Genomic DNA, 24171 nt, shown 5'->3' with positions numbered 1-24171 from the left:
AGTAAAGATTCGCCAATCTTATAAAAGACTTATATTCTTCCATGAACAGCATCCACTGGACTCGAAAGGCCGTTAAGCAACTACTGAAATTGCACTGCGTTCATCAAGGACAGGTTCGTGATGCCATCACCGCGCTCGCTGACATGCCTGATGTCGGCAACGTCAAATCATTGGTTGGACATGAATACGCTTACCGACTGCGAGTCGGCAATTATCGGGTCATGTTCGACTGGGACGGCGCAATCAAAGTGGTCAGTATTCAAGAGGTCAAAAAACGCGATGAACGCACCTACTGACATCCAAATAATCAACGACGCCGAGGGCAAACCGGCCTTCGTGGTCATTCCCTATGCGCAATACGTTGCACAGAAAGTAAAACCTGATCTGATCCCCCATGAGGTGGTTAGCCGCATGGTCGACGGGGCGACACCGATTCGGGCCTGGCGCGAATATCTAAACCTGACGCAAGAAGAAGTCGCCAAACGCATGGGCATTTCGCAACCGGCGTTTGCCCAGCAGGAAACGGTGTCCAAGCCTCGTAAAGCGACACGCGAGAAAGTTGCAGCGGCGTTCGGCATCACCGCCAATCAGCTTGAGCTGTAAGCTGCCCTCTTCACTTCAAGGAATTCCCCATGAACATCTGCGGCATTGAAATCAAAGGCAGCGAAGCGATCATCGCCGTGGCCGCTCTCGACGGTTCGGCCTTGAGCCACGTTCCCCTCGCCACCAAGAAAATCGCCCTCGAAGAGGATGACGAAGCGGCCAACGTGAAGTTGTTCGCGGCGCAGGTGGCGTCGTTTGTGCGGGAGAATTCGGTTGACCGGATTGCGATCAAGAAGCGCAGCAAGAAGGGTGAGTTTGCCGGTGGGCCGACGACATTCAAGATTGAAGGGATTTTGCAGTTGCTCGATGGCTGCGAGGTGACGTTGTTGTCGCCGCAGACGATCAATGCGCAGGCGAAGAAGCACAATTTTGAACTGCCGGTGACGTTGAACAAGTATCAGCATGAGGCTTATAAGGCGGCGTGTTCGGCGCTGGTGAAGAAGTAAGATCAAAAGATCGCAGCCTGCGGCAGCTCCTACATTGGAATGTATTTTCATGTAGGAGCTGCCGCAGGCTGCGATCTTTTGATGTTAGGCCTGGGCGGTACGCCGGTCTTCGCGCGGGCAGCGGGCGAAGCGGGCGCGGTAGCTGCGGGTGAAGTACGACGGGGATTCGAAGCCGCAGGCGATGCTGACTTCGAGCACGCTCATGTCGGTCTGGCGCAGCAGCTGCCGGGCCTTTTCCAGGCGTAGGCGCAGATAGAAATTGCTCGGCGTATCGTTCAGATGCAGCCGAAACAACCGTTCCAGTTGCCGCCGCGTCACCTTGATCGATTCTGCCAATTGCAGCGTGGTCAGCGGCGGCTCGCTGTGCTGCTCCATCTCGCCGATCACCTGCACCAGTTTCTTGTTGTTGATCCCGTAACGCGTGGCGACTTCCATGCGCTGGTGGTCTTTGCGCGGACGGATGCGCCCCAGCACAAACTGCTCGCTGACCTGAATCGCCAGTTGCGGGCCATGGGCCTGAGCGATCAGATCGAGCATTAGATCGATAGAAGCCGTACCGCCGGCCGAGGTGATTCGCCGGCGGTCGATCTCGAACAGCTCCTGGGTCACGCTGAGCTGTGGATAAGATTCCTTGAATGCGTCGATGGCTTCCCAGTGCAGGGTCAGGCGATGGCCATCGAGCAGGCCCGCCTCGGCAAGGACGAAGCTACCGGTGTCGATGGCACCAAGGGTCACGCCTTCGTTATCCAGACGCCGCAACCAGTGTTCAAGGGTTGGTGTGGCAAATTTCAGCGGTTCAAACCCGGCCACCACCAACAGCGTCGCGCCTTTCTTCAACGGCTCCAGCGCCGCATCGGCGTTAACCGACATGCCGTTACTCGCCAGCACCGCCCCGCCATCGGCGCTCAACACATGCCAGCGGTACAACTCGCCACGAAAGCGGTTGGCCACGCGCAGCGGTTCGATCGCAGAAATAAAGCCGATGGCGGAGAACCCCGGCATCAGCAGAAAGTAGAAATCCTGGGACATGTGCGCACTCGATTCGCGGGTAACGAGAGGGAGGGTAGCGTGGCTCGTTGATACGCCGATTGTCGTCGGCGTTCAAGCGCACAGGTCGCTACAGTGCAAATGCCAGTCGCCGCAGTGCGCTTTCATGGGCGTATAGCTGCGTAGCTTTACATCACCGGCACGACAGATGCCGGAACTCACAATAACGACCTGCCGAGGAACCCGACATGAAACGACTGATCAGCAGCTGTGTTATTGCACTCAGCGGTACCGCTTTCTTGAGCGCCAGCGTCATGGCGGCCGAACCCGCCTCGTGCCAGAACGTACGCATGGGCGTGGTCAACTGGACCGACGTGATCGCCACCAGTGCCATGACCCAGGTCCTGCTCGACGGCCTCGGCTACAACACCAAACAAACCAGCGCGTCCCAGCAAATCATCTTCGCCGGGATTCGCGATCAGCGCCTCGACCTGTTCCTCGGTTACTGGAACCCGCTGATGACGCAGACCATCACCCCGTTCGTCGATGCCAACCAGGTCAAAGTGCTTGAAGCACCAAGCCTGAAAGACGCTCGCGCGACCCTCGCGGTACCGACTTATCTGGCCGACAAAGGCCTGAAAACCTTCGCGGACATCGCCAAGTTCGAAAAAGAGCTGGGCGGCAAGATCTACGGCATCGAGCCTGGCTCGGGCGCCAACACGCAGATCAAGGCAATGATCGCCAAGAACCAGTTTGGCCTCGGCAAGTTCCAGTTGGTCGAGTCCAGTGAGGCCGGCATGCTCGCCGCCGTCGATCGCGCCGTGCGCCGCAAAGAGGCCGTGGTGTTCTTCGGCTGGGCGCCGCACCCGATGAACGTCAACGTCAAAATGACCTATCTGACCGGCAGCGATGACGCCCTCGGCCCGAACGAAGGCATGGCCACGGTGTGGACCGTCACCGCACCGAAATACGCCGAGCAGTGCCCGAACGTTGGCCGTCTGCTGACCAACCTGACGTTCACTGCCGAGGACGAGAGCCGGATGATGCAGCCGCTGCTCGACCACAAGGACGCTTTCGAATCGGCCAAGCAATGGCTCAAGGATCACCCCGAAGACAAGGAGCGCTGGCTCGAAGGTGTGACTACTTTCGATGGCAAACCGGCCGCTGAAAATCTCCAGCTGACCAGCAAATAACTCACCCCGAATCAACGCTCCGCAGCCCCGAAAAGGGCTGCGGACAGACCCATCACGCCTGAAGGAAACCGCACCATGAACCACGACGTCATCATCACCTGCGCACTCACCGGTGCTGGCGACACGACCGCCAAGAGCCCGCACGTGCCGGTCACCCCGAAACAAATTGCAGCGGCGGCCGTTGAAGCGGCCAAGGCCGGCGCCACCGTCGTGCACTGCCATGTGCGCGATCCGCAGACTGGCAAGTTCAGCCGTGACGTGGCGCTGTACCGCGAAGTGATGGAGCGCATCCGCGAAGCCGACGTCGACATCATCGTCAACCTTACCGCCGGCATGGGCGGCGACCTCGAAATCGGCGCTGGCGAGAACCCGATGGAGTTCGGCCCGAACACCGACCTGGTCGGCCCGTTGACCCGTCTGGCGCACGTAGAAGAATTGCTGCCGGAAATCTGCACCCTCGATTGCGGCACCCTGAATTTTGGCGATGGCGACACCATTTACGTCTCGACGCCGGCGCAATTGCGTGCCGGCGCCAAGCGCATTACCGAGCTGGGCGTGAAGGCCGAGCTGGAGATTTTTGACACCGGCCACCTGTGGTTTGCCAAGCAGATGATCAAGGAAGGTCTGCTCGATAACCCGCTGTTCCAGCTGTGCCTGGGCATTCCTTGGGGCGCGCCGGCGGATACCACCACGATGAAAGCCATGGTCGACAACCTGCCCGCCGATGCTGTTTGGGCCGGGTTCGGCATTGGCCGGATGCAGATGCCGATGGCGGCGCAAGCGGTGCTGCTAGGCGGCAACGTGCGGGTCGGGCTGGAAGACAACCTGTGGCTGGACAAAGGCGTGCTGGCGACCAATGGCCAATTAGTGGAGCGCGCCAGCGAAATCCTCAGCCGCCTCGGTGCTCGCGTGCTCACCCCTGCCGAAGGCCGCAAGAAAATGGGCCTGACCCAGCGCGGCTAACTCTCAGCTCAAAAAATGGGGCTCTGACTGCCCCCCAAATTTCACCTGTAGGAGCTGCCGAAGGCTGCGATCTTTTGATTTTGTTTTTCAAGATCAAGATCAAGATCAAGATCAAAAGATCGCAGCCTTCGGCAGCTCCTACAGGGATTACTTTCCACGGGAAAACTCCTATGAGCTTTATCACCGAAATCAAAACCTTCGCCGCGCTGGGCAGCGGTGTCATCGGCAGTGGCTGGGTGGCACGTGCGCTGGCCCATGGGCTGGATGTCGTGGCCTGGGACCCGGCGCCCGGCGCTGAAGCGGCGCTGCGCAAACGCGTCGCCAATGCCTGGGGTGCGCTGGAGAAAAACGGTCTGGCGCCAGGCGCATCGCAGGATCGTCTGCGCTTTGTCGCGACCATCGAAGAATGCGTGCGTGATGCCGATTTCATTCAGGAAAGCGCTCCGGAACGGCTGGAGCTGAAACTCGATCTGCACAGCAAAATCAGCGCAGCGGCCAAGCCGAATGCGTTGATTGGTTCGAGCACTTCGGGGCTGTTGCCGAGCGAGTTCTACGAGAGCTCGACGCATCCGGAACGTTGCGTGGTCGGCCACCCGTTCAACCCGGTTTATCTGCTGCCGCTGGTGGAAGTGGTCGGAGGCAAAAACACTGCGCCGGAAGCCGTTCAGGCGGCGATGAAAGTCTACGAATCCCTCGGCATGCGCCCGCTGCATGTGCGCAAGGAAGTGCCGGGGTTCATCGCCGACCGTCTGCTCGAAGCGCTGTGGCGTGAGGCGTTGCACCTGGTTAACGACGGTGTCGCGACCACGGGCGAGATCGACGATGCGATCCGTTTTGGCGCTGGATTGCGCTGGTCGTTTATGGGCACGTTCCTGACTTATACGCTGGCCGGTGGCGATGCCGGGATGCGCCACTTCATGTCGCAATTCGGCCCGGCGTTGCAGTTGCCGTGGACCTATCTGCCGGCGCCGGAACTGACTGACAAGTTGATTGATGATGTGGTCGATGGCACCAGTGATCAGCTCGGCCGTCACAGCATTTCGGCGCTGGAACGCTATCGTGATGATTGCCTGCTGGCGGTGCTGGAGGCGGTGAAGACCACCAAGGAAAAGCACGGGATGAGTTTCAGCGAATAGGCCGTTTAATGATCGTTCCCACACTCTGCGTGGGAATGCAGCCCGGGTCGCTCCGCGTCCCAGAAGCGTGACGCAGAGCGTCACAAGAGGCGTTCCCACGCAGAGCGTGGGAGCGATCGCGTCAGGAGAAAACATGCCCCACCTCACCACCTACCAAACCAAAATCATCCCCGACTGGGTCGACTACAACGGCCACCTGCGCGATGCCTTCTACCTGCTGATTTTCAGCTACGCCACCGACGCCCTGATGGATCGCCTCGGCATGGACAGCAACAACCGCGAAGCCAGCGGCCACTCGCTGTTCACCCTCGAACTGCACCTCAACTATCTGCACGAAGTGAAGCTCGATACCGAGGTCGAAGTACACACGCAAATCATCGGCCACGACAGCAAACGCCTGCACCTCTATCACAGCCTGCACAAGGTCGGTGACGATCAGGAACTGGCCGGCAACGAACAAATGCTCCTCCACGTCGATCTCGTCGGTCCGCGCTCGGCACCGTTCAGCGCCGACACCTTGAGCCGTCTGCAAGCCATCGTCACCGAGCAGAAAGACCTGCCCGCTCCCGCTTACATCGGCCGCGTCATCGCGCTGCCACCCGCCAGGTAATCCATTGATCGCAAGGAGCCGCCATGAACACCGCTGCCGCTGTTGCCGACTTCCGTACTTATCCGTTGATCAGCGCGCTAAGCGGCGTGCAGAGCCTGGCGGATCGCGTGGCCATTGAATGGGCTGACGGTCGCATCAGCCCGTTTCACCACGTTTGGCTGCGGGACAATTGCCCGTGTGAACGTTGCGTCTACAACGTCACCCGTGAGCAGGTTTTCGAGATTGTCGACGCCGCTGAAGATCTGAAACCCGCAGCCGCACACATCGATACCGACGGCTGCCTGCGCATCGACTGGCAGGACGGCCATCTCAGCCGTTTCGATCCGGGCTGGTTGCGCGCACACGCTTACGACGACGATTCCCGTGCCGAACGACTGGCCGGCAAACCGAAACCCTATCTGTGGCGCAGCGATTTGCAGTTGCCGGTGTTCGAGTACGCGGCGCTGATGAATGACAACGCCGCCCTGCTGCAATGGATGATCGCCATCCGCGACATCGGCCTGACGCAAGTGCGTGGCGTGCCCACCGAGCCCGGTTCGCTGAAGCTCATTGCCCAACGTATTTCGTTCATCCGCGAGAGCAACTTCGGCGTGCTGTTCAACGTGCAATCGAAGGCCGATGCCGACAGCAATGCCTACACCGCTTTCAACCTGCCGTTGCACACCGACCTACCCACTCGCGAGCTGCAACCGGGGCTGCAATTTCTGCATTGCCTGGTGAATGACGCCGAGGGCGGCGAGAGTATTTTTGTCGACGGTTTCGCGATTGCCGATGCGTTGCGCAGCGAAGATCCGGCGGCGTTTCAGGCGTTGTGTGAAATCCCCGTGGAGTTTCGCAACAAGGATCGGCATAGCGACTATCGCTGCCTGGCGCCGATCATTGCTTTGGATGCTCTGGGGCGGGTGGCGGAGATTCGCATGGCGAACTTCTTGCGTGGGGCGTTTGATACGTTGGTGGAACAGATGCCGCTGTTGTATCGGGCGTATCGGCGGTTTATTGCGATGACCCGCGAGCCGCGGTTTCGGCTGATGCAGCGGCTCAATCCCGGCGAGCTGTGGTGCTTTGATAACCGCCGCACGTTGCATGCGCGCAATGCGTTTGATCCGGGCACGGGGGCGCGGCATTTTCAGGGCTGCTATATCGACCGGGATGAGTTGTTGTCGCGGATCCTCGTGTTGCAGCGTTAGACCGTAAAAAGATCGCAGCCATCGGCAGCTCCTACAGAGAAACGCATTCCAATGTAGGAGCTGCCGAAGGCTGCGATCTTTTGCTTTTCACCAGTCCAAAAAAAGCCCCGATACCAGCCGTGACAGGATCGGGGCGCAAGCTACTGTTGAGGAGCTGCCGTGCGAGGGTGACCAAACCTTCGTGAAGCGAGCTTGCGCCAGTGTGCCCACTCCCCTTTCTGTCGAGTTAGCCGAAAACGACCTGTTCATAGTCGTCGCGGCCACGCTGACAAAACGCCCTTGCCGTGCCCGCCCCAGCCTTACAGAATCGAATCAAGACCTCCGTTGCCACAGAAGGATTTGCGTGATGATGTACGCCGATTTGATTGACCAGGAAGATCTGTTGGGCCAGCTCAAGGCGTTGGGTATTCAAGTACCCAGTGGCACGACCGCCGAGCAGGCTTGCGAGTGCGCGGTGCGCGGTCTGGATAATGTTCGCGCGTTTGAACTGCGCAAGATGGTCAAGGACATGTATACCAGCGGCGCCAGTATTCAGCCGGCAGTGCGGCAGGCGATCGACAAACAGTTGTTGCCGGCACTCGCCGATTTCCAGCAAAGCCACAGCGCCTGACAGCAGATCAAAAGATCGCCGCCTTCGGCAGCTCCTACATTGGAACGCATGATCGTTCCCACGCTCTGCGTGGGAATGCCTCAACGGACGCTCCGCGTTCGGTTTTTTGGGACGCAGAGCGTCCCGGGCTGCGTTCCCACGCAGAGCGTGGGAACGATCCTTATCAGAGCCTTACGCTGGCAAACGTCGACTCATTGCGCGCCTGACTCAACGCCGACATCGGCCCCGACAGCGGCGACATCACGATCGCTTGCGGCAGCGGCAGCATCGCCACTTGCTGGGTGGTGTTGGAGCCCACGCGCTCGTCACGCGGCGGAATGCCGAAGTATTCGCGGTAGCACTTGGAGAAGTGCGGCGTCGAGACGAAACCACACACCGACGCCACTTCGATGATCGACATCGGCGTTTGCTTCAGCAGTTGCCGGGCGCGGATCAGGCGCAGCTTCAAGTAATAACGCGACGGCGAGCAATGCAGGTATTTCTGGAACAAGCGCTCCAGCTGTCGACGCGACACGGCCACATACACCGCCAGTTCATCCAGGTCGATTGGCTCTTCGAGGTTGGCTTCCATCAGCGCAACAATTTCCTGCAGTTTCGGCTGGTTGGTGCCGAGCATGTGCTTGAGCGGCACGCGCTGGTGATCCTGTTCGTTGCGGATGCGTTCGTAGACAAACATTTCCGAGATCGCGGCGGACAGTTCACGGCCGTGATCGCGGCTGATCAGGTGCAGCATCATGTCCAGCGGCGCGGTGCCGCCGGAGCTGGTGAAACGGTTACGGTCGAGAGTGAACAGACGCGTGCTCATGGCCACGCGCGGGAAAGCTTCCTGCATCGCCGCGAGACATTCCCAGTGCACGCTGCAATCGAAACCGTCGAGCAACCCGGCGCAGGCCAGTGCCCAACTGCCGGTGCACACGGCGCCGAGACGCTTGGACTGACGCGCCTGACTTTGCAGCCACGAGACGTGCTCACGGGTGACGGTGCGTTGAATGCCGATGCCGCCACAGACGATCACAGTGTCCAGTGGCGGGGCTTTGTGCATGGAGGCGTCAGGAGTGATTTGCAGACCGTCACTGGCCCACACCTGGCCGCCATCGACGGTGAGGGTGCTCCAGCGATACAGCTCGCGACCGGACAATTGGTTGGCCATGCGCAGGGGTTCTACTGCGGAGGCCAGAGAAATCAGCGTGAAATTGTCCAGCAGCAGAAAGCCGATGGATTGAGGCGCACGGTTCTGGGGTTGGGCCCCGGAGTTGAACGACGTCATCGCGGTATCTCCTCACACAAAGCGGGTGATGGCCTCAGGCGGAGGCTCTTGTTATTGCCAGCGTTCTCGCGTGGGAGACGGGCTTTGTTATGACAGAGCAATTGCCATGCCTAAAATTGGATGGCCGTTCAATAACTCCTGAAAACGACGTCGCGACGCGTCTATACGAGCCGTCCGACGAAAGGTATTTCGAAGTGCCATCAGCGACGGGGAAAGCGCGGTTCAGGTGGCTGTGAGCAAATCGGTAGCACTTGTGGGAACTGGCCTGCGCGCGGTTTGCGGGGAGTGTCACCGCAAGCACGGGTGACAGACGGTAGGAGGGCTGGGCGCGTGTAACAGCTGGGAAAGACTCTTATCTGATTGCGACGCGCTAAAAGGTGGCGTGGTTTATTGACCGTGTTCACTTAGCGCGCAGTTTTGACTGGTCTAGCGCTATCGCGAGCAGGCTCACTCCTACATTTGGAATGCGTTCCCCTGTAGGAGTGAGCCTGCTCGCGATTGGGCCGATGCGGTCTCAGCACTCCACAGCGCTGACCGCCAGGCCACCGCGCGATGTCTCTTTATATTTGTCATGCATGTCGGCCCCGGTATCGCGCATGGTGCGAATCACCCGATCCAGCGAGATAAAGTGCTGACCATCCCCGCGCAGCGCCATCTGCGCCGCGTTGATCGCTTTTACCGCGGCAATCGCATTGCGCTCGATGCACGGCACTTGCACCAGACCGCCGACCGGATCGCAGGTCAGCCCAAGGTTGTGTTCCAGGCCAATCTCCGCCGCGTTGCACAACTGCTCCGGCGTAGCACCGAGAATTTCCGCCAGCCCCGCCGCCGCCATTGCGCACGCCGAACCGACTTCACCCTGACAGCCGACTTCGGCGCCCGAGATCGAAGCATTCTTCTTGCACAGAATCCCCACCGCCGCCGCACTCAGGAAGTAGTCGACCACGTTGGCGTCCGTCACCGCTTCGCTGAACTTCATAAAATAGTGCAACACCGCCGGAATGATCCCCGCCGCACCATTGGTCGGCGCCGTGACCATGCGCCCGCCCGCTGCGTTCTCTTCATTCACCGCCAACGCAAACAGGTTGACCCACTCCATTGCACTCAGCGTCGAGCCAATCACATTGGGCTTGCCCAATTCCTGAAGACTGCGATGCAACTTCGCCGCACGCCGCCGCACATTCAAACCGCCGGGCAGGATGCCTTCGTGCTTGAGCCCCTGCTCGACGCAATCCTGCATCGCCCGCCACAGTTTCATTAGCCCAGCGCGGATTTCTTCCTCGCTGCGCCAGACCTTCTCGTTAGCCATCATCAATTCAGCGACGCGCAGGTTGTTCTTATTGCACAGATCCAACAGTTCAACCGCGCTGGAAAAGTCATACGGCAATTCAGTGCGATCCAGATCGACGACACCGCTGGACGCCTGCGCTTCATCCACGACAAAACCGCCGCCAACCGAATAGTAGGTGTCGCGATGCAGTTCGCCGTGATCGCCTTCGGCAACAATCGTCATGGCATTGGGGTGGAACGGCAGATTCTCATCGATCAGACGCATGTCCCGCGCCCAGACAAACGGCACCGACAAACGACCATCCAGTAATAGCGTGTCGGTTTCACGCAGTGCCTGAATGCGCGGGCCAATCTGCGCCGGGTCGATTGCGTCCGGCCATTCGCCCATCAGGCCCATGATCACCGCGTTGTCGCTGCCGTGACCGATGCCGGTGGCTGACAGCGAACCGAACAGCTGCACTTCGATCCGCCGCACCTGTTCCAGTTGATGCTGGCCCCGCAACGACTCGACAAACAACGCCGCCGCGCGCATCGGCCCGACGGTGTGGGAACTGGAAGGGCCGATGCCGATTTTGAACAGGTCGAAAACGCTGATAGCCATTGCTGCAGAGCTCCTGAGGATGCCGGTCCGGGACGCGAAAGCGCCCGCTGGCGGAGCTGCTACGCTCAAGCTGCGATCCGCCGGAATGCCCGCATCATCAGGCTTTTGTCGGAACGCACGGCGTCTGGCACCGACGCACTCATGTCCACCAGCGCCGCGCCGTTTTCGCCCCGGTTTTCACCGTTTTTGTGCGGTTCAGAGGGCTGATCGGGGCAGAAAAAAGCTGTAAACGACGTCACCGACACTAGATACGACCATCCCTGTACTGGATACGACCCCCCCTGTAGGCGTCAGATTTTCACTGGTACATGATCGTTATGACTCGATTGCAAGGCGCCGTGGTAGAGCTGTCTCCAGAACGCCATCCAACCGCAACCTATAAGTGCGGTGGTCCACAGTCGGAACACTGCCAAAAAAAACACCAAGGAGTCCATCCATGAAAGGTTCCCCGTCGTTGTTATTGGCCGCCATGCTGAGTCTGCCGTTACTGGCGCAAGCTGCAGAACCGGCGCAGTGCAGTACCGTGAATTTCTCCGATGTCGGCTGGACCGACATCACCGCGACCACCGCCACCACCTCCGTTGTCCTCAACGCCCTCGGCTACAAGACCAAGACCACCATGATCTCCGTGCCCGTGACCTACAAGTCGCTGGCCGATGGCAAGAACATGGACGTGTTCCTCGGTAACTGGATGCCGACCATGGAAAACGACATCAAGGCCTACCGCGACGCCGGCACGGTGGAAACCGTGCGCACCAACCTCAAGGGCGCCAAGTACACCCTCGCCGTGCCGCAAGCCCTGTATGACAAAGGTCTGCATGACTTCGCCGACATCGCCAAATTCAAAAAAGAACTCGACGGCAAGATCTACGGGATCGAGCCGGGCAACGACGGCAACCGCCTGATCCAGAGCATGATCGACAAGGATGCCTTCGGCCTGAAAACCGCCGGTTTCAAAGTCGTCGAATCCTCCGAAGCGGGCATGCTCTCGCAGGTTGATCGCGCGCAAAAACGCGACACCGCCGTGGTCTTCCTCGGCTGGGCGCCACACCCGATGAACAAGCGCTTCAAGATTCAATACCTGACCGGTGGCGATGATTTCTTCGGCCCCGATTTCGGTGCGGCAACCGTGGCGACCAACACCCGCAAGGGTTACGCCGAGGAATGCAGCAACGTCGGGCAGTTGCTGAAGAACCTGGAGTTCAACGTCGACATGGAAAGCGAACTGATGGGCAACATCCTCGACGACAAAATGAAGCCTGACGCGGCCGCCAAGGCCTGGCTGAAAAAGAATCCACAGGTGCTCGATACCTGGCTCGCTGGCGTGACCACCATTGACGGTAAACCTGGCCTGGAGGCCGTGAAAGCCAAGCTGAATCAGTAATCGCTTATGCCGGGGGAGCTTGCTCCCTCGGGCTGTTTATTTCCTCGCATGCGGACGTTCACTACCATGCTGATTGATCAGAAAATACCTTTAGGCCAGTACATCGCGGGCTTCGTTGAATGGTTGACGCAACACGGCGCCAACACCTTCGACGCAATCGCCGTGACACTGGAAACGATGATCCACGGCGTGACGTTTGCGCTCACCTGGTTCAACCCTTTTGTCTTGATCGGCCTCATCGCCCTGCTCGCGCACTTCATCCAGCGCAAATGGGGATTGACCGTTTTCGTCATCGCGTCCTTTCTGCTGATCCTCAATCTGGGGTACTGGCAGGAAACCATGGAAACCCTCGCCCAGGTGCTGTTCGCGACCCTGGTCTGCGTGGTCATCGGCGTGCCGTTGGGCATCGTCGCCGCGCACAAACCGATGTTCTACACATTAATGCGTCCGGTACTCGATCTGATGCAGACCGTACCGACCTTCGTATACCTCATTCCTACCCTGACCCTCTTCGGGCTGGGTGTGGTGCCGGGCCTGATCTCCACGGTGGTGTTCGCCATCGCTGCGCCGATCCGCCTGACCTACCTGGGCATCCGCGATGTCCCGCAAGAACTGATGGACGCCGGCAAAGCCTTCGGCTGCTCGCGTCGTCAATTGCTCTCACGGATCGAACTGCCACACGCCATGCCGAGCATCGCTGCCGGCATCACCCAGTGCATCATGCTGTCGTTGTCGATGGTGGTGATCGCCGCACTGGTAGGCGCCGACGGACTCGGCAAACCGGTGGTCAACGCACTGAACACTGCTGATATCGCCCTGGGCTTCGAAGCAGGCCTGGCGATCGTACTGCTGGCGATCATGCTCGACCGTATCTGCAAACAACCCGACGCCAAAGTAGGGGGTGACGCATGAGCATAATTCGCTTCGAAGACGTAGACGTAATCTTCTCCAAGGATCCACGCGAAGCGCTAAAGCTGCTCGATCAGGGCATGACCCGCAACGAGATCCTGAAGAAAACCGGGCAGATCGTCGGCGTGGAAAAAGCCACGCTGGACATCAACAAAGGCGAAATCTGCGTACTGATGGGCCTGTCCGGTTCGGGCAAGTCGAGCCTCTTGCGCTGCATCAACGGCCTCAACACCGTGAGCCGCGGCAAGCTGTTCGTCGAGCATGAAGGCAAGCAGATCGACATCGCCTCCTGCACCCCGGCCGAGCTGAAAATGATGCGCACCAAACGCATCGCCATGGTCTTCCAGAAGTTCGCCCTGATGCCGTGGCTGACGGTGCGCGAGAACATCAGTTTCGGTCTGGAAATGCAGGGCCGTCCGGAGAAGGAACGCCGTAAGCTGGTCGATGAAAAACTCGAACTGGTCGGCCTGACGCAATGGCGCAACAAGAAGCCCGACGAACTCTCTGGCGGCATGCAGCAGCGTGTCGGTCTGGCGCGGGCGCTGGCGATGGACGCCGATATTTTGCTGATGGACGAACCGTTCTCGGCACTCGACCCGCTGATCCGCCAAGGTCTGCAGGATGAACTGCTGGAACTGCAACGCAAGCTGAGCAAGACCATTGTGTTCGTGAGTCACGACCTTGATGAAGCACTGAAGCTCGGTAGCCGCATCGCGATCATGAAGGACGGCCGGATCATCCAGTACAGCGTGCCGGAAGAGATCGTGCTGAACCCGGCGGACGACTATGTGCGGACCTTTGTCGCGCACACCAATCCGCTCAACGTGCTGTGCGGGCGCAGCCTGATGCGCACGCTGGACAAGTGCAAACGCATCAACGGTTCGGTGTGCCTGGATCCGGGCGGCGATTCCTGGCTGGACCTGGCCGAAGGCAACACCATCAAGGGTGCGCGGCAGAACGGTTCGGTGCTGGATCTGCAGAACTGGGCGCCGGGACAAGCGGTGGAAGGCCTGGAGCGCAAGCCGACGCTGGTGGACTCGAACATCGGCATGCGTGACGCCTTGCAGATTCGTTATCAGACCGGCAACAAACTGGTGCTGCACGATAACAATCATGTGGTGGGGATCCTGGGCGACAGCGAGCTGTATCACGCGTTGCTGGGCAAGAACCTGGGCTAATAACCCCGGACACAAAAACGCCGCGAGAGGATCGCGGCGTTTTTGTTAGTGCAGATATTCAGCTGTGAATACAGGATCTGTGGCGAGGGGATTTATCCCCGATGGGCCGCGAAGCGGCCCCAAGTCGTCAAACGCGGTAATCCAGGAAAACCGCGTTTGACGGTTGCAGGACTACTTCGCAGCCCATCGGGGATAAATCCCCTCGCCACAATGGTTCTGCGGTGCGGCTGATTGCACTGCAGAACTTCAAGTCTTAGCTATACACCCGGCCAAGGAGCTGCCGATGGCTTTCAAACTGATCGAGCACATCCCGCGTGATCTGATCCTGCGTGAAGCCCATCAGGTCGTAATCCTGGCTGCCGTTGTGCAAATACACTTCAGCGCGGTAGTAACGCTGGCGTGCTTCATCGGACTGCGCCGATTCAGTCGGCGTCGCCAGATAACCGTCCAGGCTGACTTCGTAAACGAAAGGGTTGCCCTCTTCCATCTCGACGCGCACGCCCATGCAGCGCTTGGATTTACCCAACAGCGTCTGCACTTCCAGACCCTGCGCACGCATCTGCGCGGTGGCGTCTTCCAGCGCCGGGCTGACTTGCTTGTCCATGAAACGCTGCACCACCGATTGGCTCGGCTGCAGATCCAGTTGCGTCAGACGCTCGCTGAAACCGCGACGACCGCGCTCTGCCAGTTGCGCTTGCTCCTGTTCGATCTGCACGTCCTGGCGCATCGCCTTGTGCAGGCCGAACATGAAGAACACCAACACCACCGAGAACGGCAGACCGGCCAGCACCACCATGGTTTGCATGGCTTCGAAGTTACCGGCAAACAGCAGACCGATGGTCACCAAGGTGATCACCACCGACCAGAAGATCCGCAGCCAGTGCGGCGCATCTTCGTCGACGTTGCCGCCCTTGCAGGACAGATTCGCCATCATCACCGCGCCAGAATCGGCCGGGGTCAGGAACAGCACGAAGCCAACGAAGATCGACACACCGATGACGACTTTCGACGCCGGGTAATGTTCAAGCAATTGATAGATCGCCATCGACGGCTGTTCCAGCGCCGTCTTGCCAAGCTCCACCGCCCCATGGTTCATCACCAGATCCAGTGCCGAGTTACCGAAGATCGACAGCCAGGCCAAAGTGAAGCCCAGTGGAATCAGCAGCACGCCGGCGACCAGTTCACGCACGGTACGACCACGGGAAATACGCGCGATGAACATGCCTACGAATGGCGCCCAGGAAATCCACCATGCCCAGTAGAACAGCGTCCACAGGCCCATCCAGCGCTCGGACTTGGCGTTGTCGCCTTCGTACACATAAAGGTCAAAGGTTTTCAGCACGATGCCATTGAGGTAATCGCCGATGTTCTGCACGAAGCCGTTGAGCAGGTGCAAAGTCGGGCCGAACAACAGCACGAAAATCAGCAGGCCGCTGAACAGCACGATGTTCAGGTTGGACAGACGACGGATGCCGTTTTCCACGCCGGACACGGCAGCGATGGTCGCCACGGTGCTCATCACGATGATCACGATCAAAAGGTTAGTGTTGCTGTGTTCCATGCCGAACAGGTTTTCCAGGCCCGAGGACACTTGCAGCGAACCAATCCCCAGGTTCGTCACCAGACCCAGCAGGGTCACGAACATGCCGAAGCCGTCCACAGCGTGACCGGCCGCGCCTTTTACCCAACGCTCGCCGACCAGCGGATACAGTGCCGAACGCAAGGCCAGCGGCTGGTTATGACGGTAAGCGAAGTAAGCAACAGCCAAGCCGACCAGTGCGTAGATCGCCCAGCCGTGCAGGCCCCAATGCAAGAAAGTCAGCTGTACAGCCTGACGCGCGGCCATGTTGCTGGCCGATGCGCCTTCCGGCGGATTGAAATAGTGATCCAGCGGCTCGGATGCGCCGAAGTACAGCAGCGAAATACCGATACCCGACGAGAACAGCATCCCCGCCCAGGCGCCGTAACTGAAATCCGGGGTGTCGTCCTTGCTGCCCAGTTTGAGTTTGCCGTACGAGGAAAACGCCAGGCCCACGACAAATACCAGGTAGGCGGCAATCACCACCATGTAGTACCAGCCGAAGCTGCGCGACAACCAGGCCTGAGCGATACCCAACAGTCTGCCGGCCTCTTGCGGGGCGATAATCAGAATGGCGGTCAACAACAGAATCAGCGCGGTAGAGGTGTAAAACACCCAACCGTTGACCGTCACCTTCTCGGGCGGGGTCTTTATAAGCGAGGCAGAACTCATGGCACAAATGCTCCAGGCAGTGCGAGAGAAGAACACAAGGCAACACGGAACCCGACCAATCGGTTAGTTGGCAGCCGACCGGCGGGTGATATAAAGACACCCCGAAAAAAGCCCGAACCTGCCGAAATGGCGCTGCGAATCGCTTTCGTGGCCGAAGGTGGACGGACGTTCATCCGAAACCTGGCCCTGAGCGTCTTGCCCTTTCAACACGTCCATCGAATCGCGAACCGCGCCATGCCCCATACAGGTTTCGAGCATTTTCGGATGTCGGTTTTATCGCCACTTACACGTAGGAAAAATCTGTAGGCAGCGACGATTTGTCGCAGATCTTATTCTTTGTTGATTGAACGTTCAATCAAAACAAAATAGACTGGCCGTCAATCCGATAGGCGTCATTCGCCGCTCGGAAGGCCTAAGGAGATGTGCAAGATGCCCAAGGTCGGTATGCAACCCATCCGCCGCCAACAACTGATCGAAGCCACTTTGCAGGCGGTCGATCAGGTCGGAATGGGGGACGCCAGCATTGCGCTGATCGCCCGTTTGGCCGGTGTCTCGAATGGCATCATCAGTCATTACTTTCAGGACAAGAACGGCCTGATTGCCGCCACGATGCGGTATCTGATGACCGCCCTCAGCGAGAGCGTCACCGCGCGCCGTCAGGCGCTGGCAGATGACAGCCCACGGGCGCATCTGCAGGTGATCATCGAAGGCAACTTCGACGCCAGCCAGGTCAATGGCCCGGCAATGAAAACCTGGCTGGCCTTTTGGGCCACCAGCATGCACCAGCCGTCTTTGCACAGGTTGCAGCGGATCAACGATCACCGTCTGTATTCCAACCTGTGCTGCCAGTTCCGCCGCGTGTTGCCGCTCGAAGATGCGCGCAGCGCAGCGCGTGGCCTGGCAGCGTTGATTGACGGCTTGTGGTTGCGCGGCGCTTTGTCGGGAGACGCTTTCGACACGGCGCAGGCGCAACAGATCGCTTACGAATACATGGATTTCCAATTGGCCAAGAAGGTGAGCTAGAGCACACAGAAAACGCTCGGCCCCTGAACGCCACCGCAGCCTCACCGCGGTGGTCAACGCCAACCACCAATGCACTTGCGAGGACACTATGGCCCGTTTCGAACTGCAAAAACTTTACATCGATGGCGCGTACTCGGACGCCGGCAGCGATGCCACCTTCGAAGCCATCAACCCGGCTAACGGTGAAGTCCTCGCACTGGTGCAACGTGCGACCAAGGAAGACGTCGAGCGCGCTGTGGTCAGCGCTGAAAAGGGCCAGAAAATCTGGGCCGCGATGACCGCCATGGAGCGTTCGCGCATCCTGCGTCGTGCCGTCGACATCCTGCGCGAGCGCAACGATGAACTGGCCGCGCTGGAAACCCTGGACACCGGTAAATCCTTCTCCGAAACCAAGTACGTCGACATCGTTACCGGCGCTGACGTGCTGGAATACTACGCAGGCCTGGTGCCGGCGATCGAAGGCGAGCAGATTCCACTGCGCGACACTTCTTTCGTCTACACCCGTCGCGAGCCGCTGGGCGTTGTCGCCGGTATCGGCGCGTGGAACTACCCGATCCAGATCGCTCTGTGGAAATCCGCGCCAGCCCTGGCGGCCGGTAACGCGATGATCTTCAAGCCAAGCGAAGTCACCTCGCTGACCACCCTGAAACTGGCCGAGATCTACACCGAAGCCGGCGTTCCAAACGGTGTGTTCAACGTCCTGACCGGCAGCGGCCGTGAAGTCGGCACCTGGCTGACCGAGCACCCGCGCATCGAAAAAATCTCCTTCACCGGCGGCACCGACACCGGCAAGAAGGTGATGGCCAGCGCTTCGGCATCGTCGCTGAAAGACGTGACCATGGAACTGGGCGGCAAGTCCCCGCTGATCATCTGCGACGACGCCGATCTCGACCGCGCTGCCGACACCGCGATGATGGCCAACTTCTACAGCTCCGGTCAGGTCTGCACCAACGGCACTCGCGTGTTCGTTCCGGCGCACCTGAAAGCCGCTTTCGAAGCCAAGATCGTTGAACGCGTTGCACGCATCCGCATCGGCAACCCGGAAGACGAGAACACCAACTTCGGCCCGCTGGTCAGCTTCGCGCACATGGAAAGCGTGCTGGGCTACATCGCCAAGGGTAAAGAGCAAGGCGCCCGCGTCCTGTGCGGCGGCGAGCGTCTGACCGACGGCGAATTCGCCAAAGGCGCATTCGTCGCGCCAACCGTGTTCACCGATTGCACCGACGACATGACCATCGTTCGTGAAGAAATCTTTGGTCCGGTGATGGCGATCCTCTCCTACGAAACCGAAGAAGAAGTGATCCGCCGCGCCAACGACACCGACTTCGGCCTGGCCGCCGGCATCGTCACCAAAGACCTGAACCGCGCGCACCGCGTGATTCATCAACTGGAAGCCGGTATCTGCTGGATCAACGCCTGGGGCGAGTCCGACGCAAAAATGCCGGTCGGCGGCTACAAGCAGTCGGGTGTTGGCCGTGAAAACGGCATCAGCTCGCTGAACAACTTCACCCGCATCAAATCGGTACAGGTCGAGCTGGGCGATTACGTTTCGGTGTTCTAACCCGAGATTTGCATTGCCCGCGAAGGCCTCTTCGCTGGCAAGCCAGCTCCCACAGGTTTGGGGTCGTCCATCAAATCTGTGGCAGCCCCCAATCTTTGTGGGAGCTGGCTTGCCAGCGATTCGAGTGCGCAGCACTCGCCGAGGTCAGACCTGACCATATCTAAAGAGGGTGCATCCAATGTCCCAAGAATTCGATTACATCATCATCGGTGCCGGCTCGGCCGGTAACACCCTGGCGACCCGTCTGACTGAAGACGCCGGCGTCACCGTTCTGCTGCTCGAAGCAGGCGGCCCTGACTATCGCCTCGACTTCCGCACGCAAATGCCGGCTGCTCTGGCGTTCCCGCTGCAAGGTCGTCGCTACAACTGGGCGTACGAAACCGACGCCGAGCCACACATGGACGGTCGCCGGATGGAATGCGGTCGCGGCAAAGGCCTCGGCGGTTCTTCGCTGATCAACGGCATGTGCTACATCCGTGGCAACGCGATGGACTACGACGGCTGGGCGAAACTGCCGGGCCTGGAAAACTGGTCTTACCTGGACTGCCTGCCGTACTTCCGTAAAGCCGAAACCCGCGACATCGGCCCGAACGATTACCACGGTGGCGAAGGCCCGGTCAGCGTGACCACGCCGAAGGCTGGCAACAACCCGCTGTTCCACGCCATGGTTGAAGCTGGCGTACAAGCCGGTTACCCGCGCACCGAAGACTTGAACGGTTACCAGCAGGAAGGCTTCGGCCCGATGGACCGCACCGTGACGCCGAACGGCCGTCGTGCTTCCACCGCCCGTGGCTACCTCGACACCGCGAAAAAGCGTTCGACCCTGACCATCGTCACCCACGCCCTGACCGACAAGATTCTGTTTGAAGGCAAGCGCGCGGTCGGCGTGCGTTATCTGGTCGGTTCGGCGGAAGAGCGCGTTGAAGCCAAAGCGCGTAAAGAAGTGCTGCTGTGCTCCGGCGCCATCGCTTCGCCGCAGATTCTGCAGCGCTCCGGAGTCGGCCCGGCCGAACTGTTGAAGTCGCTCGACATCCCGGTGGTTCACGACCTGCCAGGCGTTGGTGAAAACCTGCAGGATCACCTTGAGCTGTACCTGCAATACGCTTGCACCCAACCGGTTTCGCTGTACCCGTCGCTGCTCTGGTACAACCAGCCGGCCATCGGTGCAGAGTGGCTGTTCAACGGCACCGGCATCGGCGCCAGCAACCAGTTCGAAGCCGGCGGTTTCATCCGTTCGCGTCCGGAATTCGAATGGCCGAACATTCAGTACCACTTCTTGCCGGTGGCGATTAACTACAACGGCAGCAACGGTGTGAAAGAGCACGGTTTCCAGGCGCACATGGGTTCCATGCGTTCGCCGAGCCGTGGTCGCATCCAGGCCAAGTCGAAAGACCCGCGCCAGCACCCGAGCATCCTGTTCAACTACATGGCCACCGAGCAAGACTGGCAGGAATTCCGCGACGGCATCCGCCTGACCCGTGAAATCATGCAGCAACCTGCGCTGGACGCTTTCCGTGGCCGCGAAATCAGCCCGGGCATCGAAGTGCAAACCGATGAGCAGCTGGACAAGTTCATCCGCGAGCACGCCGAAACCGCGTTCCACCCGTCCTGCTCGTGCAAGATGGGCACCGACGAGATGGCTGTAGTGGATGGCGAAGGTCGCGTGCACGGCATGCAGAGCCTGCGTGTGGTCGATGCCTCGATCATGCCGATCATCACCACCGGCAACCTGAACGCGCCGACGATCATGATCGCCGAGAAAATCGCCGACAAGATCCGTGGCCGCCAGCCGCTGCCGCGCAGCACCGCGCCGTACTACGTAGCGGGCGATGCACCGGTCAAAGGCAAGCCGATGCGTGATATCACCCCAGTTGCTCAGTAATTCAGTTACACCGCATCAAGGCTGATCGCGAGCAGGCTCACTCCTACAAGGATCTGTAGGAGTGAGCCTGCTCGCGATGAGGCCCTACAAATCAGCATCCCTCTTCCTGATTCACAGTAAATCCCCCTACACCCCCTCTTCACTTGATCCTACCCCCACGCAGGCCTACTCTAGACCTCGCGCAACCGTTTCACCCCCTTCCTCGCCGTAGCTCTACCGCTTCCCCCTGACAAGGAGGTTCCCGAATGTTCGATTTCCACCCCCAGCTCAAGCAGCGCTTCGCTGCCTTGCGCACGGGCGCTGAGTTTTTTTCCCTGCGGTATGTACGCGAGTCCGGACAGTACCTGTCGGTACGCAAGAACGTCGCCGAACCACCAAGCCTGAGCCGTGACGAAGGTGCGATGCTCACCGTTCGCGTCAATGGCGTTGAGGCCTACGCGGCCACCAATGACTTGTCGCAACAAGGCCTGCAAGCCGCGCTTGAACGCGCCGAACTGCAAGCCCGCCGGCTCAAGCCGCACGCCTTGCTCGACCTGCGTGATCAGCCGGTGTCCAGCGACCGCGCTGATTACTTTTCACCCAATCTCGAACAACCCTTTCCGTCCCTGAGCGAATGCTTCGAGCTGCTCGGTGCGGAATCCGCCTCGGTGCCAAAGGATGAGCGCCTGGTGAATTGGGAAGTGAGCATCGGCATCACCCACGTCGAACAGATCTACCTGAGCAGCGCCGGGGCTGAATTGCGCCAGGCCCAGCGCTTCGTCTATCCAGGCCTCGACGTCACCGCCTACGACGGCAACGACAGCCAGACCCGCAGCCTCGGCCGCGAAAACTTCGGCCAACAGGGCGGCGCGGACGTGATCAGCCGCTGCGGCCTGATCGGCGCCGGCCCGCAAGTCGCCGATCAGGCGCTGCAACTGCTGCTCGCGCCGAACACGCCGCAAGGCCCGCGCGACCTGCTGTTAATGCCCGATCAGATGATGCTGCAGATCCACGAATCCATCGGCCACCCGCTGGAACTCGACCGCATCCTCGGCGACGAGCGCAATTACGCTGGCACCAGTTTCGTCAAAGCCAGCGACTTCGGCAGCCTGCAATACGGCTCGAAACTGCTCAACGTGACCTTCGATCCGGGCATTCCCGAAGAGCTCGCCAGCTACGGCCATGACGACGACGGCAGCCAGGCGAGCAAACAATTTTTGATCCGCGAAGGTCTGTTGCTGCGGCCGCTGGGCGGTGCGCTGTCGCAGTTCCGTGCCGGCATGGACGGCGTCGCCAACAGCCGTGCCTGCGGCTGGAACCGCGCGCCGATCGACCGCATGGCCAACCTCAATATCGAACCGGGCGATCAGCCGTTGAACAAGCTGATCGAAGGCATCGAGCACGGCATTTTGATGAGCACCAACCGTTCGTGGTCGATCGACGATGCGCGCAACAAATTCCAGTTCGGCTGTGAATGGGGCCAGTTGATCGAGAACGGTGAACTCAAAGGCGTGGTAAAAAACCCGAACTACCGGGCGATTTCCGCGCACTTCTGGAAAAGCCTGCGCGCCGTCGGCGACGCCAACACCGTCAAGGTGCTCGGCACGCCTAACTGCGGCAAGGGCGAACCGAACCAGGTGATCCGCGTCGGCCACGCTTCGCCGGCCTGTGTATTCAGCAACGTTGATGTGTTTGGGGGAGACGCCTGATGAGCATTTCGAAGAGTCAGTCCGACGCCTTCAAGGTCATGGTCAATTGGCTGCGCGACAGCGTGCGCGAGCCGGAACAGTTCACCCTCAGCTATGCCGCCGAGTCTTCGGCGTTCGTGCGTTTCAACCACGCCAAGGTGCGCCAGGCCGGGCAAGTGCAGCAGGCCAACATCGTTCTGAAGCTGATCAACGACGGGCGTCACGCCGACCTGCAAGTCACCCTGTCCGGTGATCAGGAAGGCGATCTGCAGCGCCTCGCCGAAGGTCTGCAACAACTGCGCGAAACCCTGCCGCTGCTGCCGCAGGATCCGTATTTGCTGCTCAACCACAACGGCTGGCAGAGCCAGAACGTGCAGGAACATCCGTTGCCGGACACGGAACAGGTGGTCGATGAAATCTGCGCGGCGGCTGAAGGTCTCGACTTGGTGGGATTCTATGCCGCCGGCCCGATCAGCCGTGGTTTCGCCAGTTCTTCGGGGGCGTTTGGCTGGCATCAGGCGAACAGCTTCAACTTCGATTTCAGCCTGTTTCACGAGAACGGCGAAGCGGTGAAAGCCAGCTACGCCGGGCATGACTGGAGCAGCGAAGGGTTCGCCAAGCGCTTCGGTCAGGCGCGCGAGCAACTGGAATTTCTCGGTCGGCCGCTGCGCACCCTGGCGCCGGGGCAGTACCGCGCGTATCTGGCGCCAGCGGCGTTGGAAGAAATCATGGGCATGTTGAGCTGGGGCGGATTTTCGGCGCAGTCGATCGCGAGCAAAAGCAGTCCGTTGCAGAAGTTGTATGTCGGCGATCAAGCGTTCAGTCCGCTGGTGTCGCTGGACGAGAAGGTCAGCGATTCACTGAGCCCGGCGTTTTCCGGTGAGGGTTATCCGCGCAGCGATCTGCGTTTGATCGTTGAGGGCAAGGCTGGCGATCAACTGGTCGGCTCGCGCAGTGCCGCCGAATACGGCTTGACGGCCAACGGTGCCAGCGGCGGTGAATCGCCGAGTGCGCTGAACATGGCTGCCGGTGATCTGTCTCAGGCAGAGATCCTCAAGCAGTTGGGCACCGGGTTGTACATCAGCAACCTGTGGTACCTGAACTTCTCGGATCAACCGGCGGCGCGCATGACCGGTATGACTCGTTTTGCGACCTTCTGGGTCGAGAACGGCGAAATTCAGGCGCCGGTGAGCACCATGCGTTTTGACGACAGCGCTTACAGTCTGCTGGGTTCGCAACTGGAGGCGCTGACGGCAGAGCGCGAGTTGCTTTTGTCAGCGAGTACGTACAGCCAGCGCAATACCTCGTCGGCATTGCTGCCGGGCGCGTTGGTCAGCCGTTTGACCTTGACCCTGTAAAACAAAGATCCCTGGCACACAGGGGATCAACTGTTGGAATAGAAACTGTGGCGAGGGGATTTATC

At 59.8% G+C, this 24171-nt stretch carries 21 protein-coding genes; 17 read left to right on the top strand and 4 right to left on the bottom strand.

Annotation, left to right across the window (positions count from 1 at the left end):
• The first annotated feature begins 41 nt into the window (after window positions 1-41).
• From ACZZ0B_RS28840 to ACZZ0B_RS28830, 3 genes are read left to right on the top strand one after another with little or no spacing between them, the layout of a single operon-like run.
• Window positions 42-296: a type II toxin-antitoxin system RelE family toxin gene (locus ACZZ0B_RS28840; RefSeq protein ID WP_008083170.1), complete on the top strand. Its 255-nt coding sequence runs from the start codon at window positions 42-44 to the stop codon at window positions 294-296.
• A complete protein-coding gene (locus ACZZ0B_RS28835) occupies window positions 280-603 on the top strand; it encodes a helix-turn-helix domain-containing protein (RefSeq protein ID WP_463546810.1) in 324 nt (107 codons plus the stop codon). The genes ACZZ0B_RS28840 and ACZZ0B_RS28835 overlap by 17 nt, the downstream gene beginning before the upstream one ends.
• Window positions 604-632: 29 nt before the next feature.
• Complete coding sequence (locus tag ACZZ0B_RS28830) at window positions 633-1049, top strand: DUF3010 family protein (protein ID WP_463546809.1); 417 nt, start codon at window positions 633-635, stop codon at window positions 1047-1049.
• A gap of 84 nt (window positions 1050-1133) precedes the next feature.
• On the opposite strand, the gene ACZZ0B_RS28825 is transcribed toward ACZZ0B_RS28830, so the two are convergent.
• On the bottom strand, window positions 1134-2078 hold the full coding sequence (locus tag ACZZ0B_RS28825) for a GlxA family transcriptional regulator (protein ID WP_027610647.1): 945 nt from the start codon (window positions 2076-2078) through the stop codon (window positions 1134-1136).
• Between the two features lie 206 nt (window positions 2079-2284).
• On the opposite strand from ACZZ0B_RS28825, the gene ACZZ0B_RS28820 reads away from it, so the two are divergent.
• The 6 genes from ACZZ0B_RS28820 to ACZZ0B_RS28795 all read left to right on the top strand — a co-directional run bounded on the left by ACZZ0B_RS28820 (window position 2285) and on the right by ACZZ0B_RS28795 (window position 7735).
• Complete coding sequence (locus ACZZ0B_RS28820; protein ID WP_463546808.1) at window positions 2285-3229, top strand: choline ABC transporter substrate-binding protein; 945 nt, start codon at window positions 2285-2287, stop codon at window positions 3227-3229.
• A 75-nt stretch (window positions 3230-3304) separates the two neighbouring features.
• On the top strand, window positions 3305-4192 hold the full coding sequence (gene cdhC / locus ACZZ0B_RS28815) for a 3-dehydrocarnitine:acetyl-CoA trimethylamine transferase CdhC (RefSeq protein WP_123454174.1): 888 nt from the start codon (window positions 3305-3307) through the stop codon (window positions 4190-4192).
• Window positions 4193-4362: 170 nt separating this feature from the next.
• Window positions 4363-5328: an L-carnitine dehydrogenase gene (locus ACZZ0B_RS28810; RefSeq protein ID WP_011336297.1), complete on the top strand. Its 966-nt coding sequence runs from the start codon at window positions 4363-4365 to the stop codon at window positions 5326-5328.
• 133 nt (window positions 5329-5461) lie between these two features.
• A complete protein-coding gene (locus tag ACZZ0B_RS28805) occupies window positions 5462-5938 on the top strand; it encodes a thioesterase family protein (protein ID WP_463546807.1) in 477 nt (158 codons plus the stop codon).
• Between the two features lie 23 nt (window positions 5939-5961).
• The gene (locus ACZZ0B_RS28800; protein WP_463546806.1) at window positions 5962-7125 is read left to right on the top strand and encodes a gamma-butyrobetaine dioxygenase; all 1164 of its coding nucleotides are present in this window, start codon (window positions 5962-5964) and stop codon (window positions 7123-7125) included.
• Between the two features lie 346 nt (window positions 7126-7471).
• Window positions 7472-7735 carry a hypothetical protein gene (locus ACZZ0B_RS28795; protein WP_463546805.1) on the top strand — a complete coding sequence of 88 codons (264 nt, stop codon included), beginning with the start codon at window positions 7472-7474 and terminating at the stop codon, window positions 7733-7735.
• 163 nt (window positions 7736-7898) lie between these two features.
• On the opposite strand, the gene gbdR is transcribed toward ACZZ0B_RS28795, so the two are convergent.
• Both gbdR and ACZZ0B_RS28785 read right to left on the bottom strand, forming a co-directional pair.
• On the bottom strand, window positions 7899-9002 hold the full coding sequence (gbdR, locus tag ACZZ0B_RS28790) for a choline metabolism transcriptional regulator GbdR (RefSeq protein WP_007949927.1): 1104 nt from the start codon (window positions 9000-9002) through the stop codon (window positions 7899-7901).
• 514 nt (window positions 9003-9516) lie between these two features.
• Window positions 9517-10893, bottom strand: coding sequence for an L-serine ammonia-lyase (locus tag ACZZ0B_RS28785; RefSeq protein WP_463546804.1), 1377 nt, complete (start codon window positions 10891-10893; stop codon window positions 9517-9519).
• A 436-nt stretch (window positions 10894-11329) separates the two neighbouring features.
• On the opposite strand from ACZZ0B_RS28785, the gene ACZZ0B_RS28780 reads away from it, so the two are divergent.
• The 3 genes from ACZZ0B_RS28780 to choV all read left to right on the top strand — a co-directional run bounded on the left by ACZZ0B_RS28780 (window position 11330) and on the right by choV (window position 14364).
• On the top strand, window positions 11330-12277 hold the full coding sequence (locus ACZZ0B_RS28780) for a choline ABC transporter substrate-binding protein (protein ID WP_008085762.1): 948 nt from the start codon (window positions 11330-11332) through the stop codon (window positions 12275-12277).
• A 66-nt stretch (window positions 12278-12343) separates the two neighbouring features.
• Entirely contained in the window at window positions 12344-13189 is an 846-nt protein-coding gene (gene choW / locus ACZZ0B_RS28775) for a choline ABC transporter permease subunit (RefSeq protein WP_008085763.1), read from the top strand.
• Window positions 13186-14364, top strand: a complete 1179-nt coding sequence (gene choV / locus ACZZ0B_RS28770) for a choline ABC transporter ATP-binding protein (RefSeq protein WP_463546803.1) — start codon at window positions 13186-13188, stop codon at window positions 14362-14364. The genes choW and choV overlap by 4 nt, the downstream gene beginning before the upstream one ends.
• 253 nt (window positions 14365-14617) lie before the next feature.
• Here the strand turns inward: choV and betT are convergent, their stop codons facing one another.
• Complete coding sequence (gene betT, locus ACZZ0B_RS28765) at window positions 14618-16615, bottom strand: choline BCCT transporter BetT (protein ID WP_008085768.1); 1998 nt, start codon at window positions 16613-16615, stop codon at window positions 14618-14620.
• 429 nt (window positions 16616-17044) lie between these two features.
• Between betT and betI the strand changes: the two genes are divergently transcribed.
• The 5 genes from betI (at window position 17045) to ACZZ0B_RS28740 (ending at window position 24106) form a co-directional block, all read left to right on the top strand.
• Window positions 17045-17638, top strand: a complete 594-nt coding sequence (gene betI, locus ACZZ0B_RS28760) for a transcriptional regulator BetI (RefSeq protein ID WP_008085771.1) — start codon at window positions 17045-17047, stop codon at window positions 17636-17638.
• An 88-nt stretch (window positions 17639-17726) separates the two neighbouring features.
• Window positions 17727-19199 (top strand): betaine-aldehyde dehydrogenase, encoded by a 1473-nt coding sequence (gene betB, locus ACZZ0B_RS28755; RefSeq protein WP_440095889.1) that lies wholly within the window; start codon window positions 17727-17729, stop codon window positions 19197-19199.
• Between the two features lie 178 nt (window positions 19200-19377).
• Window positions 19378-21081, top strand: coding sequence for a choline dehydrogenase (gene betA, locus ACZZ0B_RS28750; RefSeq protein ID WP_463546802.1), 1704 nt, complete (start codon window positions 19378-19380; stop codon window positions 21079-21081).
• Between the two features lie 245 nt (window positions 21082-21326).
• Window positions 21327-22769, top strand: a complete 1443-nt coding sequence (locus ACZZ0B_RS28745) for a TldD/PmbA family protein (RefSeq protein ID WP_008085776.1) — start codon at window positions 21327-21329, stop codon at window positions 22767-22769.
• A complete protein-coding gene (locus ACZZ0B_RS28740; protein ID WP_463546800.1) occupies window positions 22769-24106 on the top strand; it encodes a TldD/PmbA family protein in 1338 nt (445 codons plus the stop codon). Before ACZZ0B_RS28745 ends, ACZZ0B_RS28740 begins: the two co-directional genes overlap by 1 nt.
• Window positions 24107-24171: the final 65 nt, after the last annotated feature.

It is taken from the genome of Pseudomonas sp. AC247 (assembly GCF_979258015.1).
Note: the sequence above shows the minus strand (reverse complement) of the source record. Positions and strands in the feature narration are given on the sequence as shown.